We start from the raw sequence: 13,541 nt of genomic DNA on the forward strand, positions 1-13,541 counted from the left end.
GCAGAACCAGTAAGGAATGACGTGACCATCGAAACCACCGTCCCGCCCGCGCGCACGCTCGCGCCGGCGGCACGTGCCGTCGAGGTGCTCGGCGGCGACCTCACCGAGGCGTCCCTGCGGCGCTACCTGAACGGCATCCCGGGTGTCGACGCCGTCGGGCTCGAGCAGCGGGCGGCGGGCCTCGGCACGCGCTCCATCAAGACCACCAGCAAGCGCTGGGCGCTCGACAAGATCATCGAGCTCATCGACCTCACCACCCTCGAGGGGGCCGACACCCCCGGCAAGGTGCGCTCGCTCGTCGCGAAGGCGCTCACGCCGGACGCCGGCGACCCGTCGACGCCGCGCCCCGCCGCGGTCTGCGTGTATGGCGACATGGTGCCGTACGCCGTCGAGGCCCTCGGCTCGTCGCACGCCGAGGCCCCGGCCGGAGTCGCCGTGGCCGCCGTGGCGACCGCGTTCCCGAGCGGACGCGCCTCCCTCGCGGTCAAGCTGGCCGACACCGCCGACGCGGTCGCGGCCGGCGCCGACGAGATCGACATGGTCATCGACCGCGGCGCCTTCCTCTCGGGCCGCTACGGCCTCGTGTTCGACGAGATCGTCGCCGTGAAGGAGGCCTGCCGCCGCACCGACGGCAGCTACGCCCACCTCAAGGTCATCCTCGAGACCGGCGAGCTCAACACGTACGACAACATCCGCCGCGCCTCGTGGCTGGCGATCCTCGCCGGCGGCGACTTCATCAAGACCTCCACCGGCAAGGTCTCCCCGGCGGCGACGCTGCCCGTCACCCTGCTGATGCTGGAGGTCGTGCGCGACTGGCGCCGGCTCACCGGCGAGGAGATCGGCGTGAAGCCCGCGGGCGGCATCCGCTCCTCGAAGGACGCGATCAAGTACCTGGTGACCGTCGCCGAGACGGTCGGCGAGCACTGGCTGCAGCCGCACCTCTTCCGCTTCGGCGCGTCGAGCCTCCTGAACGACGTGCTCCTGCAGCGCCAGAAGCTCGCGACCGGACACTACTCCGGCGCCGACTACGTGACGATCGACTGACGAAAGCAGACCCAGAATGAGTTTCCTCGAATACGCTCCGGCCCCGGAGTCGCGGTCGATCCTCAGCCTCCGCGACGAGTACGGCCTCTTCATCGACGGCGAGTTCGTCGCCGGCCACGGCACCCCGTTCCAGACCATCTCCCCGGCGACGGAGGAGCGCATCGCCACGATCGCGACCGCCGACACCTCGGACGTGGACGCGGCGGTCGCCTCCGCCCGCCGCGCCTACGAGAAGGTCTGGTCTCGGATGAGCGGCACCGACCGCGGCAAGTACCTGTTCCGCATCGCCCGCCTCGTGCAGGAGCGCGCCCGCGAGCTGGCCGTCGCCGAGAGCCTCGACAACGGCAAGCCGATCAAGGAGAGCCGGGATGTCGACGTCCCGCTCGTCGCGGCGTGGTTCTTCTACTACGCGGGCTGGGCCGACAAGCTGGAGCACGCCGGTCTCGGCCCCGCGCCCCGCGCGCTCGGTGTGGCCGCCCAGGTCATCCCGTGGAACTTCCCGCTGCTGATGCTCGCGTGGAAGATCGCGCCCGCGCTGGCCGCCGGCAACACCGTCGTGCTGAAGCCCGCCGAGACCACGCCGCTGACGGCGCTGCTCTTCGCCGAGATCGTGCAGCAGGCGGGCCTGCCCGCCGGTGTCGTGAACATCGTCACCGGCGCGGGGGAGACCGGCCGCGACCTCGTCGCCCACCCGGACGTGAACAAGGTGGCCTTCACGGGCTCCACCGCCGTCGGGCGCGAGATCGCCCGCTCCGTCGCCGGCACCGACAAGAAGCTCACGCTGGAGCTCGGCGGCAAGGCGGCCAACATCGTCTTCGACGACGCACCGATCGACCAGGCCATCGAAGGCATCGTCAACGGCATCTTCTTCAACCAGGGCCACGTGTGCTGCGCGGGCAGCCGCCTCCTGGTGCAGGAGAGCATCCACGACGAGGTCGTCGACCGGCTGAAGAGCCGCCTCTCGACGCTTCGCCTGGGCGACCCGCTCGACAAGAACACCGACATCGGCGCGATCAACAGCGCCGAGCAGCTGCAGCGCATCCGCGAGCTCTCCGACATCGGGGAGGCGGAGGGTGCCGAGCGCTGGACCGCCGACTGCGCCATCCCCGAGAACGGGTTCTGGTTCGCGCCGACGATCTTCGACAACGTGTCGACGAGCCACCGGATCGCCCGCGAGGAGGTCTTCGGCCCTGTCCTCTCGGTGCTGACCTTCCGCACGCCGGCCGAGGCCATCGCCAAGGCGAACAACACGCCGTACGGCCTCTCCGCCGGCATCTGGAGCGACAAGGGCAGCCGCATCCTCGCGGTCGCCGACAAACTCCGCGCCGGTGTGATCTGGGCCAACACGTTCAACCGGTTCGACCCGGCGAGTCCGTTCGGCGGCTACAAGGAGTCCGGCTATGGGCGCGAGGGAGGCCGTCACGGCCTCGGCGCGTACCTCGTGCCGGGCCGCGCGCTGCCGGCCGCCGTCACCTCCTCCACCCGCTCGACCCGCAAGGGAGCCACGAAATGAGCCGCCTGGCCGTGCCGAAGACCTACAAGCTCTACATCGGCGGGAAGTTCCCGCGCAGCGAGTCCGGCCGCACCTACGAGGTGCTCTCGGCCTCCGGCGCGTTCCTGGCGAACGCCGCCCAGGGTTCCCGCAAGGACGCCCGGGATGCCGTGGTCGCCGCCCGCGGCGCCGTCTCGGGTTGGGCCGGCGCCACCGCGTACAACCGCGGACAGGTGCTCTACCGCATCGCGGAGCTGATGGAGGGTCGCCGGGCTCAGTTCGTCGACGAGATCCAGAACGCCGAGGGCGTCTCCGCCGCCGCCGCGGGCGCGCAGGTCGACGAAGCCATCGATCGCTGGGTCTGGTATGCCGGCTGGGCCGACAAGTTCGCGCAGGTGGTGGGCAACGCCAACCCGGTCTCCGGGCCGTACTTCAACATCTCCGTGCCGGAGCCGACCGGTGTCGTCGCCATCATCGCGCCGCAGGACTCCAGCCTGCTCGGCTTCGTGAGCGCCGTCGCTCCGGCGCTCGTCGCGGGCAACGCCGTCGTCGTGGTCGCCAGCGAGCGGTTCCCGCTCTCGGCGATCAGCCTGAGCGAGGTGCTCGCGACGAGCGACGTCCCCGGCGGCGTGGTCAACATCCTCACCGGGTCCCCGGCGGAGATCGCGCCGTGGCTCGCCTCGCACGCCGACGTCAACGCGCTCGACCTCGTCGGTGCGGGCGCGCTGGAGTGGGTCGACCTGCAGATCGCCGCGGCGGAGACGCTCAAGCGCGCCCTCACCCCGGAGAACGGGCCGGACGCCGCAGCGCCCTCGCTCGACCGCATCGCGTTCTTCACGGAGACGAAGACCGTCTGGCACACCAAGTCGCTGGTCTGACCGCGCCGGCCTCCCCGACCCCCTCGCCTCCTCGCCCGATCTGGGGGAGGATGGAGGGAGCCGGGGAGGATGGTACGGATGCCGGAGGAATGGGAAACGGGGCGAGGCCCGCTCGCCCTCATCGGAGACAGCCTGACGCAGGGCGGTGACTGGGCGGCTCTGCTGCCCGGCGAGACCGTCTGGAATTTCGGCGTCGCCGGAGACACGACGGACGACGTGCTCGCGCGTCTCGACGATGTGATCGGTTCGGGGCCGGCGACGGTGGCCCTGCTGATCGGGACGAACGATCTGGCGTGGCGACGCTCGGCCGAGCACGTGGTCCGCAATGTCGAGACCGCGCTCGTGACGATGCGCAAGGAGCTGCCGGAGGCGCGCATCCTGGCGCAGTCCGTGCTGCCGCGGGGCGCCGAGTTCGCTGATCAGATCAAGGACATCAACCGGCACCTGTGGCAGTTCGCGCCGACGGTGCACGCCGGCTGGCTCGACCTGTGGCCGGCCATGGCGGTGGAGGACGAGCTGAACCCGGCCTTCACCGAGGACCGGCTGCATCTGAACGCGGAAGGCTACCGGGTGTGGGCGAGCGAGCTCATCCCGGCGCTCGAAGTCGTGCGGGAGCTGCCGCCGTCGACCCGGGCGATCGAGCTGCCGGACCTCGGCGGGGCGGCCTAGGCCCCTCGGCCCGCGTCAGCTGGAGCGCAGCAGGAGAGCGTAGACGTCGATGCCGCGCAGCCAGGTGCGCACGTGGATGCGCTCGTCGCGCGCGTGCAGCGTCCCGCGCTCCTCGGTGCTCATCTCGAACGGGGTGAACCGGTAGACGGTGTCGCCGATGGCGGTGAAGTGCCGGCTGTCGCTCGCGCCCAGCATGATGTACGGCGTCACGATCGCGTGCGGATGGACCTGCGCGAGCGCTCCCGCGACGCGGTCCCACTCCGCTCCCTCGCTCGGTGAGACCGGGGAGGGCTCGCTCGCGTCGACGGCCTCGATGCGCACCTGCGGGTCGCGGACGGCGCGCCGGATGTGCTCGATCGTCTCGGCGACCGTCGAGCCGACGGCGATGCGGACGTTCACGATCGCCTCCGCCGTCTCGGGCAGCGCGTTGGCGGCCAGGCTGCCGCGGAGCTGGGTGACCGCCGTGGTCGTGCGGACGATGGCGCGGGTCTCGTCGCTCAGCCGGCCGAAGACGGCGCGGAGCAGCGGCTGGAGCCGTCGCGCCCGGGTGAAGACGGCGCGCAGCGGTCCGGAGGCGTGGGCGCCGAGCGTCTCCACCATCCGCAGATTCGTCTCGGTGAGGCGGGCCGGGAAGGGCTTGGCGTTGAGCCGTGTGATGGCGCGGGCGAGGCGCACCGTGGCGGTCATCTTCGGGGGAGTGGAGGCGTGGCCGCCGTGCTGCTCGACCGTGAGTCGCACGGAGGTGATGCCCTTCTCGCTCACGCCGACGACCGCGATGGGGCGCGTGACGCCGGGGAAGATGCGCTCCACGATCGCGCCGCCCTCGTCGAGCACGAGCGCCGGGCGGATGCCGCGCTCGCGGAGCGCCGCCACGATCGTCTGCGCACCCGTGCCGACCGTCTCCTCGTCGTGGCCGAAGCTCAGGTAGACGTCCTCGGTCGGGGTGAAGCCCTCGCCGAGCAGACGCTCCGCGGCCTCCAGGATCGCCACGACCGCGCCTTTGTCGTCGAGGGTCCCGCGGTTCCACAGCACCCGGCCGTCGCCGGTGCCGGTGATCTCGGCCGCGAACGGTGGGTGCTGCCAGCCCTCGTCGGTGGCCGGGACGACGTCGTAGTGGCCCATCAGGATCGTCGGGCGGCCGGTCGGGGCGCTCCCGGCCCAGCGGTAGAGCAGGGAGTGGCCGTGCTGCTCGCGCTCGAGCGCAGAGTGTACGGCGGGGTAGAGGCCGGGGAGTGCCGCGATGAACGCGTCGAACGCCGCCCAGTCGGTCAGCTCGACGTCGTTGCGCGACATCGTCGGGATGCGCAGGAGGGTGCGGAACCGGTCGAGCGCGGCGTCCTCGCGCGCCGCGACCGGCGCCTGGTCGACGGCGCTCACTCGCCGGCCGCCGCGCGGAACGCCGCCAGGGCCTCGTCGCTGAAGAGCACGAAGCGCACGAGCTCGACCGAGCCGACACCGGAGGAGAGCACGGCGCGCACGGTGCTGACGGCGATGCGTGCGGCATCCTCCATCGGCCAGCCGTAGACCCCTGCCGACACGGCGGGGAAGGCCACGGTCACCGCACCCAGCTCGCGTGCGACGCGCAGGGAGGAGCGGTACGCGTTCTGGAGCAAGGGAGTGCGATCCTCGGCGTCGGTCCAGACCGGGCCGACGGTGTGGATGACCCACTGCGCGGGCAGGTCGCCCGCCGTGGTGGCGACGGCCTGGCCGGTGGGCAGCCCGTCGGGCAGCGTCGTCGCGCGCAGCTCGCGGCAGGCGTCGAGGATGGCGGGGCCGCCGCGCCGGTGGATGGCGCCGTCGACACCGCCCCCGCCGAGCAGCGAGCTGTTGGCCGCGTTGACGATCGCGTCCACGGCCTGGTCGGTGATGTCTCCGCGGACGATCTCGATGGGGTCCGTCATCTCAGCCCCGGTTGTTCGAGAGCTCGTAGACCTTCAGCAGCTCGAGGATCGCGTCGTCGCGCTGGCTGCCGCCCTCCTCGAACATCTCGGACACGTGGGTCCGCAGGTGGTTCTCCACCAGCAGCTTGTTGAGGGAGCCGAGCGACTTCTGGATGGCGAGGGACTGCGTGATGATGTCGACGCAGTAGTCCTCGTTCTCGATCATCTTCTCGAGGCCCCGCAATTGGCCTTCCAGGATGCGCGTGCGGTGGAGGGCACGCTTCTTGATGTCCGCGATCACCCCTCCAGGATACCCCGCATCCCATATACCCCTATGGGGTATGTGCTACGGTGGTGGACATGGAAACGACCTACGACATCCTCGGCATGACCTGTGCACACTGCGCGCGGGCCGTCACAGACGAACTCTCGACCCTCGACGGGGTCGAACGCGTCGAGGTGGATGTGGCCGCCGGCCGGGCCACGGTCGCCCACACCCAGCCGCTCGGCGATGACGCGGTCCGCGCCGCCGTCGAGGAGGCGGGCTACACCCTCGGCCGCCCCGACCGGCTTCCCCTGCTGTGACGGCCGTCGAGAGCCTCGCCCGGGTCGACCTGGCGATCGAGGGGATGACCTGCGCGAGCTGCGTGGCGCGCGTCGAGAAGCGGCTGGGCCGCGTGGAGGGCGTGACCGCGACGGTCAACCTCGCCACCGAGCGCGCCAGCGCCCTCGTCCCCGCGGATCTCGATGTCGCGGCCCTGGTCGCCGAGGTCGAGAAGGCCGGATACGGTGCCCGCCTGCTCCACGATGAGCGGGACGCCTCCGCCGGCTCCGGCCCCGACGACGCGGGGGAGGCCCGGGACGGCCGCCGCCTCGTGCCGCGGATGCTCGTGAGCGCCGCGCTCAGCGTGCCGATCGTCCTGATCGCGATGATCGAGCCCCTGCACTTCCCCGGCTGGGAGTGGGTCTCGCTCCTGCTGGCCGCGCCCGTGGTCCTCTGGGGCGGCTGGCCGTTCCATCGGTCCGCCGCCGTGAACCTGCGGCACGGCGCGACGACGATGGACACGCTCGTCTCGCTCGGCACCCTCGCGGCCTACGCGTGGTCGCTCGTCGTGCTCCTGCTCGGTGCGGGCGGTCACGTCTACTTCGAGGTCGCCGCCGTCGTGACGACCTTCCTGCTGGTCGGCCGCTACGCGGAGGCCCGCTCGCGCCGCAGGGCGGGGGAGGCGCTGCGCGGGCTCGCACAGGCGTCGGCGCGCGAGGTCTCCCTGCTCGACGAGTCGGGGAACGAGAGGCGCATCCCGGTGGCTCTGCTGTCGGCCGGAGACCGCTTCGTGGTGCGGCCGGGCGAGCGGATCGCCGCCGACGGCGAGGTGCTCGAGGGGGAGGCCGCGGTCGACGCGTCCGCGATGACGGGCGAGTCCGTGCCTGTCGAGGTGTCCGCGGGCGACGACGTCACCGCCGGGACGGTCGCTGCGGGCGGCATGCTCGTGGTGCGTGCCGTGCGGGTCGGCGCCGACACGCGCGTCTCCCGCCTCGCCGCCCTGGTCGAGCAGGCTCAGCTCGGCAAAACCCGGGCGCAGCGCTCCGCCGACCGGGTGTCGTCGGTGTTCGTGCCGATCGTGATCGGACTCGCCGTGCTGACGTTCGCGGTGTGGTGGCTCGTCACCGGCGACGCGGCTGCGGCCGTCTCGCCGGCGGTGGCGGTGCTGATCGTCGCCTGCCCGTGCGCCCTCGGCCTCGCGACCCCGACCGCCCTGCTCGTGGGCACCGGTCGCGCCGCCCAGCGCGGCATCCTGATCTCCGGACCGGAGGCCCTCGAACGCGCCGGACGCATCGACACGGTCGTCTTCGACAAGACCGGCACACTGACCACCGGTCGCATGTCCGTCGCGCGGACCGTCGTCGCGCCGGACGCGTCCCTCGACGAGGTCCTGCGGCTGGCATCCGCGGCGGAGCGCGGCTCCGAGCATCCCCTCGGCCGGGCGATCGCTGAGGCCGCTCCGTCCGATGCCGTCGTCGCGGGCTTCCGCGCCGTGGCAGGATTCGGCGTCACTGCGGTCGTGGACGGCCGGGAGGTCGTGGTCGCACGAGCGGCCGACGGACTGCCCCCTCTCTTGGAGGGCGCCGTCAGCGAGATCCGGGCCGCGGGGGCGACGGCGGTCGCCGTGTCGATCGACGGCGCGCCGATGGCCGTGCTCGCCGTGAGCGACCCGCTCCGGGCGGACGCGGCGGACGCCGTCGAGCGCGTGCGCGCGCTCGGCGCCGAGCCCGTCGTCCTGAGCGGCGATCACGAGGCGACCGTGCGGGCGACCGTGGCGGGCCTCGGCACCGTGCGCGCCGTCGGCGGTGTGGCACCGGAGGGCAAAGCGGCGGAGATCGCCCGCCTGCAGGCCGGCGGCCGCGCAGTGGCGATGGTCGGCGACGGCGTGAACGACGCCGCCGCGCTCGCGACGGCCGATCTCGGCATCGCGCTGGGCACAGGCTCCGACATCGCCATCGAGGCGGCCGACCTCACCCTGCTCCGGCCCGAGCCGAGTCTGGTGGCGGACGCCCTGCGGCTCTCGCGCCGGATGCTCGCGGTGATCCGCGGCAACCTGTTCTGGGCCTTCGCCTACAACGTGGCCGCCCTCCCGATCGCCGCCCTCGGCCTCCTCGACCCGATGATCGCGGGAGCGGCGATGGTGTTCTCCAGCGTGTTCGTGGTGCTGCACAGTCTGCGGTTGCGGCGGTTCTGAGCCCCGGCCGCGCACAGCGGATCGATAGCAGGTGCGAAACCGCGGAATCGGGATGTCGCACGGCGCGTCCACCCGGTCTCCCCTTAAAGGGGGGTAGGGGAGGACATACAACCGGGTCTATCCTCAGCGCAGGGGTTGAGAAATATTCGTTTTGCAGGAAAGGCCCGACTTTGCTGAAGAACCTCAGCCCGCTGCTGTCCGGTGCACTCTTGAGCGCACTGGATTCGATGAACGACGGCGAGACGCTTACCCTCGTCGGCAGCGGCTATCCAGAGAACACGATCACCGCGCCCATCGTCCGCCTCGAGGACGACACCACCACCGAGGACGCCGCCCAAGCGATCCTCAGTGTGTTCCCGCTCGACAACATCCACCCGTCCCCGATCGCATTCCTCGACCTGACAGGAGAGTCCTACGACGTCCCCGACGTCGCCTTCGCCGTGAACGGCATCGCCTCCGATGCCGAGCTGCGGCGCGTCCCGATGGAGCGTCTGGGCCTCGAGGAGTTCCTCGAGCAGGCCCGTTCGTCCTCCGTGGTCGTCCGCGTCGGCTCCGACGCCCCGCCGTGCGCCTTCCTGTTCCGCAGGGGAGCGCTCTGACGGGTTAGCCGCTCCCGGCGGCATCCGCTCCTCGAGGAGGTCTCGTCTCGAGAGCGGGTGCCGCTAGGGTGGTGGGGATGTCCACACCCCGCACTCCGCAGCCGCCGGCCTTCAATCGGGCGGCGCTCGCGCCCGGAATCATCGGCGCGATCGTGCTCCTCGCCGGCCTCGCCCTGATCGGCGGCCCCTGGTACCTCTACGTCCAGTACGCGGTCGCCATCCTCGCGCTGATCATGTGCGTCTTCGCCGGTCAGGCCAAGCAGTGGTGGTGGCTCGTCGGTCTCGTCCCGATCGCCGTCGTCTGGAACCCGGTCTGGCCGATCACGATCGACGACACGATCCTGCGCGCGCTGCACGTCGTCGCGGCCGTCTTCCTGGTCTGCGCGGCGACGCTCATCAAGATCCCGGCCGACACTCGTCGCTGAACGGCCCCGCATCCGGTAAAATGGATGTGCGCGGCGATTCCTGTGCCGCGCTCCCGGCGTCCCCGACGCCCGGTCGGGGCCACTCGGTCCTCCGATCGGAGGTCGCGCCGGCCCTCACGCCTTAGGCGCCGTGCCCTCGGACAGCGCGCGGCGCACCTTCATGGAGGACCATGTCTCGTTCCGGTCAGCGCACCAGCTCGTCGCGCCCGCAGCAGCAGCGCCGGAACCGGCACGCCAACAACGACGGACTCATCCCGGTCCTCGCCCGCAAGGTGCGCGAGGTCGAGGCGAAGGCCGCCGACGGCAAGAAGCTCGGCCCCACGAACCGCACCAAGTTCCAGGTGATCGCGTTCCTCATGCGCGAGGAGCGCGCCAGGGCCAAGGCCGACAGCGAGCTGACCGACGCCGCGCGCGCGGAGCAGCTGAAGCGGCTCGACGGCATCGCGACGATCCTCGCGAAGACCGCGGCTCGCGACACCTCCCTGATCTCGCTGCTCGAGAGCGAGGCCCCGCCGACCGCCACCGCCCAGAAGATGCGGCGCGACTGGCTGCTCGAGTCGGGCACCGAGCTCAGCCCCGACGACCTGATCATCACCATCGAGCGTCCCGCCGCCAAGACCGACAGCGTCATCCCGCCGGAGCTCGCAGAGAAGCAGGTCGTGCCGCAGTCGGTGAAGGCGCGCCAGCTGTCCAACCCGTTCCTCGCCCCCGACTTCTCGCGCCTCACGCCGGCGCAGCCGACGCCGCGTCGCCGGCTCGACTCGTGGGAGCTGCTCGGGCCGCTCTTCAAGTCGTTCGAGTACGGTGCGGGCGGCCAGGCGGCGAGCATGGACCTCCCGCCGGCTCCCGCGATCGACCGCTACTCGCCTCCCGGGCTGGAGCTCATGCACCACCAGGCCCGCTTCGTGGAGAGCGTCCGCCAGGGCCACCGCACGTTCCTCCTCGCCGACGAGCCGGGCCTCGGCAAGACGGCCCAGTCGGTCCTCGCCGCCTCCGTCGCCGGGGCGTACCCGCTGCTCGCCGTCGTGCCGAACGTCGTGAAGATGAACTGGGCGCGCGAGGTCGAGCGCTGGACGCCGCAGCGCCGCGCCACGGTCATCCACGGCGACGGGGAGGGCCTCGACGCCTTCGCCGACGTCGTCATCGTCAACTACGAGGTGCTCGACCGCCACCTCTCCTGGCTGAGCACCCTCGGCTTCAAGGGCATGGTCGTCGACGAGGCGCACTTCATCAAGAACCTGCACTCGCAGCGCTCCCGCCTCGTCCTGGGACTGGCCGACGCCATCCGGTCGAACACGCCGGACCCGCTGCTGCTCGCCCTCACGGGCACGCCGCTCATCAACGACATCGATGACTTCCGCGCCATCTGGCAGCTGCTCGGCTGGATCGACGGCAGCAAGCCGACCGCGCAGCTCATGGAGCGCCTCGAGGAGACGGGCCTCACCCCGGCCGAGTTCGGCTTCTACGCCGCCGCCCGTGAGGCCGTCATCGACATGGGCATCGTGCGCCGCCGCAAGCTCGACGTCGCCGCCGACCTGCCCAGCCGCCGTGTCGTCGACCTGCCGGTCGAGCTCGACGGCGACCTCGGCCGCTCCATCCGCCAGGCCGAGAAGGAGCTCGCCGACCGCCTCGTCGCCCGGTTCCACCGCGCCGCGGCCGCCGGCCGGCCGGACACCTTCGATGGCGACGACGAGGCGCACCGCCGCCACCTCATCCGGCTGGTCGCCCAGTCCGAGCTCGAGGAGTCGAAGTCGGCCAAGACCGGCGACAACGTTTTCACCATGGTCCGCAAGATCGGCCAGGCGAAGGCCGGCCTCGCCGCCGACTACACCGCGCAGCTCGCACGCTCGGTCGGCAAGGTCGTGTTCTTCGCCAAGCACATCGACGTGATGGACCAGGCGGAGGAGGCGTTCGCGGCCCGCGAGCTGAAGACCATCTCCATCCGCGGCGACCAGAGCGCGCTGTCGCGGCAGAAGGAGATCGACGCCTTCAACAACGACCCGGACGTCTCGGTCGCGGTCTGCTCGCTCACCGCGGCGGGCGTCGGCCTCAACCTCCAGGCCGCGTCGAACGTCGTCCTGGCGGAGCTGTCCTGGACCGCCGCGGAGCAGACGCAGGCCATCGACCGCGTGCACCGCATCGGTCAGGAGGAGCCGGTCACCGCGTGGCGCATCATCGCCGCCCAGACCATCGACTCCAAGATCGCCGAGCTCATCGACGCCAAGCAGGGCCTCGCGGCCCGGGCCCTCGACGGCAGCGACGTCGAGGCGGGATCGGCCGACTCGGTGCAGCTGGACGCGCTCATCCACCTGCTCACGGACGCGCTCGACTAGGCGCGGCGTCGGCACATTCGTGCCGAATGTGGGGTATGGCGCGCGCTTTCTCGACATTCGGCACGAATGTGCCGGGCGGCGTCAGGCGATGCCGGCGTCGTCCGGGTCGAGTGGCACGGGCCGATCGTCGTCCGGGAGGATGCGGTCGGCCTCCTCGTCGTCCGTCACGGGGACGTCGTCGGCGTCGTGGAGCACAGGATCGGGCTCGTAATCGCCCTCCTGCGACTCCCGGAACTCGTCCAGATCCTCGTCGCGTCGGTCGCTCATGACACCGAGGGTACCGCTCGCGCCGGGCGGGGTCGAGGGTGCTCAGCCCGCGAGCGAGAGCACGAAGAACGGGCCGCGCTCGTCGTGCAGGATGCGCGCCTCGCCCCGGAACGCGGCGAAGTCCCCGGTGCCGGTGCCCGGGACGATGTACCCGAAGGCCGAGGGGTCGTCGGGATGCTGCAGCGCCCCGTGGTGCACCGTGAAGGAGCCGTTCCGGCCGTCCGGCAGCGCGCCGGTGACCCGCTCCGCGGCGAGGTAGCCGCGGCCGCCCTCCTCCGTCCCCGACGACACGAAGTGCGCGACGGACTCGCCGACCAGCCCCTCCGTGTAGCGCTTGCGCATGACGATGGCGCCGACCCAGTCGCCGTCGAGTCCGGCGAGCGGCTCCGGGTCCCAGCCGGTGACCTCGAATCGGGCGGTGATCGTCTCCGTGGTGTCCATGCCCCGAGCCTAAGCACTGCGCTCCCCGGCGCTCTTGTGATTTCGCGACACGGCCGAAGTGGGCTAGACAGGGGGCATGGAGCACCAGAGCCAGGTCGAGATCGAGCGCAAGTACGACGTCGCAGAGGACACCGTTCCGCCCGACCTCGTCGGCGTCGGTGCGGTCGCGGTCGTGGCGGAGCCCGAGACGGCGGAGCTCGTCGCCACCTACTACGACACGGGCGACCTGACCCTCGCCCGCAACCGCATCGCTGTGCGCGCCCGCCGCGGCGGTGCGGACGAAGGCTGGCACGTCAAGCTCGCGCCCGGCGACGAGGGGCGCGTCGAACTCCACTGGCCGCTCGGGGACGGCGAGCGCGAGCCGCAGGAGCTGCGGGACGCGGTCGCCGAAGCCCTCGGGTCGGCGCTGGGGGACGTGCAGCTCGTCCCGATCGCCCGCATCGTGAACACGCGGGTGACGACCGTGCTGCGGGATGCGGCCGGCTTCGACCTCGCCGAGCTCTGCGACGACCACGTGCGCGGCGAGAACCTGCGCAGCGGCGGCCGCGACGAGTGGCGCGAGTGGGAGGTCGAGCTCCTGAGCGGGGCGCCCGACACGCGGTCGGGCCGCACCGCCCTGCTCGACGGCGTCGAGGAGCGGCTGCTGGAGGCCGGCGCACGGCCGTCGGCGAGCGGCTCCAAGCTGCAGCACGTGCTCGAACTCTGACCCGCGCAGTGGACGGAGCGGTCCACGTGCGCGCGATACCTCACGGTCCCCCCGAAGTCCAGTGCGCTT

The 13,541-nt window shown here is 71.8% G+C and carries 15 protein-coding genes; 10 read left to right on the top strand and 5 right to left on the bottom strand.

Features of this window, described 5'->3' with window-relative positions; translation table 11 throughout:
• Nucleotides 1-21 precede the first annotated feature (21 nt).
• The 4 genes from deoC to FHX33_RS02930 all read left to right on the top strand — a co-directional run bounded on the left by deoC (nt 22) and on the right by FHX33_RS02930 (nt 4,083).
• Entirely contained in the window at nt 22-1,044 is a 1,023-nt protein-coding gene (gene deoC / locus FHX33_RS02915; protein WP_183428140.1) for a deoxyribose-phosphate aldolase, read from the top strand.
• 16 nt (nt 1,045-1,060) lie between these two features.
• Nucleotides 1,061-2,557, top strand: a complete 1,497-nt coding sequence (locus FHX33_RS02920; protein ID WP_021764272.1) for an aldehyde dehydrogenase family protein — start codon at nt 1,061-1,063, stop codon at nt 2,555-2,557.
• Nucleotides 2,554-3,414: an aldehyde dehydrogenase family protein gene (locus FHX33_RS02925; RefSeq protein WP_021764271.1), complete on the top strand. Its 861-nt coding sequence runs from the start codon at nt 2,554-2,556 to the stop codon at nt 3,412-3,414. The genes FHX33_RS02920 and FHX33_RS02925 overlap by 4 nt, the downstream gene beginning before the upstream one ends.
• 78 nt (nt 3,415-3,492) lie before the next feature.
• Nucleotides 3,493-4,083 (top strand): GDSL-type esterase/lipase family protein, encoded by a 591-nt coding sequence (locus tag FHX33_RS02930; RefSeq protein WP_039923163.1) that lies wholly within the window; start codon nt 3,493-3,495, stop codon nt 4,081-4,083.
• Nucleotides 4,084-4,098: 15 nt separating this feature from the next.
• Here the strand turns inward: FHX33_RS02930 and FHX33_RS02935 are convergent, their stop codons facing one another.
• The 3 genes from FHX33_RS02935 to FHX33_RS02945 all read right to left on the bottom strand — a co-directional run bounded on the left by FHX33_RS02935 (nt 4,099) and on the right by FHX33_RS02945 (nt 6,264).
• Nucleotides 4,099-5,376, bottom strand: a complete 1,278-nt coding sequence (locus FHX33_RS02935) for a M20/M25/M40 family metallo-hydrolase (protein WP_051337022.1) — start codon at nt 5,374-5,376, stop codon at nt 4,099-4,101.
• 80 nt (nt 5,377-5,456) lie between these two features.
• Nucleotides 5,457-5,984 (bottom strand): O-acetyl-ADP-ribose deacetylase, encoded by a 528-nt coding sequence (locus FHX33_RS02940; RefSeq protein ID WP_179699407.1) that lies wholly within the window; start codon nt 5,982-5,984, stop codon nt 5,457-5,459.
• 1 nt (nt 5,985) lies between these two features.
• Nucleotides 5,986-6,264 (bottom strand): metal-sensitive transcriptional regulator, encoded by a 279-nt coding sequence (locus FHX33_RS02945; protein ID WP_021764665.1) that lies wholly within the window; start codon nt 6,262-6,264, stop codon nt 5,986-5,988.
• A gap of 59 nt (nt 6,265-6,323) precedes the next feature.
• On the opposite strand from FHX33_RS02945, the gene FHX33_RS02950 reads away from it, so the two are divergent.
• The 5 genes from FHX33_RS02950 (at nt 6,324) to FHX33_RS02970 (ending at nt 12,058) form a co-directional block, all read left to right on the top strand.
• On the top strand, nt 6,324-6,548 hold the full coding sequence (locus FHX33_RS02950; RefSeq protein WP_021764666.1) for a heavy-metal-associated domain-containing protein: 225 nt from the start codon (nt 6,324-6,326) through the stop codon (nt 6,546-6,548).
• Nucleotides 6,545-8,701 carry a heavy metal translocating P-type ATPase gene (locus FHX33_RS02955; RefSeq protein ID WP_338091995.1) on the top strand — a complete coding sequence of 719 codons (2,157 nt, stop codon included), beginning with the start codon at nt 6,545-6,547 and terminating at the stop codon, nt 8,699-8,701. Before FHX33_RS02950 ends, FHX33_RS02955 begins: the two co-directional genes overlap by 4 nt.
• Nucleotides 8,702-8,871: 170 nt before the next feature.
• Nucleotides 8,872-9,300, top strand: a complete 429-nt coding sequence (locus FHX33_RS02960) for an RbsD/FucU domain-containing protein (protein WP_039923475.1) — start codon at nt 8,872-8,874, stop codon at nt 9,298-9,300.
• A 77-nt stretch (nt 9,301-9,377) separates the two neighbouring features.
• Nucleotides 9,378-9,725 (top strand): DUF6804 family protein, encoded by a 348-nt coding sequence (locus FHX33_RS02965; RefSeq protein WP_021764657.1) that lies wholly within the window; start codon nt 9,378-9,380, stop codon nt 9,723-9,725.
• 170 nt (nt 9,726-9,895) lie between these two features.
• Entirely contained in the window at nt 9,896-12,058 is a 2,163-nt protein-coding gene (locus tag FHX33_RS02970) for a DEAD/DEAH box helicase (protein ID WP_183428141.1), read from the top strand.
• A gap of 81 nt (nt 12,059-12,139) precedes the next feature.
• Here FHX33_RS02970 and FHX33_RS02975 read toward each other — a convergent pair whose 3' ends face one another.
• Together FHX33_RS02975 and FHX33_RS02980 are read right to left on the bottom strand one after the other, a co-directional pair.
• Nucleotides 12,140-12,325, bottom strand: a complete 186-nt coding sequence (locus FHX33_RS02975; RefSeq protein WP_021764163.1) for a hypothetical protein — start codon at nt 12,323-12,325, stop codon at nt 12,140-12,142.
• Between the two features lie 42 nt (nt 12,326-12,367).
• Complete coding sequence (locus tag FHX33_RS02980; RefSeq protein WP_021764162.1) at nt 12,368-12,766, bottom strand: DUF3224 domain-containing protein; 399 nt, start codon at nt 12,764-12,766, stop codon at nt 12,368-12,370.
• Between the two features lie 76 nt (nt 12,767-12,842).
• Between FHX33_RS02980 and FHX33_RS02985 the strand changes: the two genes are divergently transcribed.
• Complete coding sequence (locus FHX33_RS02985) at nt 12,843-13,472, top strand: CYTH domain-containing protein (RefSeq protein WP_183428142.1); 630 nt, start codon at nt 12,843-12,845, stop codon at nt 13,470-13,472.
• The last annotated feature ends 69 nt before the right edge of the window (nt 13,473-13,541 follow it).

Origin of the sequence: Leifsonia aquatica (assembly GCF_014190775.1) — a bacterium.
Taxonomy (GTDB): Bacteria; Actinomycetota; Actinomycetes; order Actinomycetales; family Microbacteriaceae; genus Leifsonia; species Leifsonia aquatica.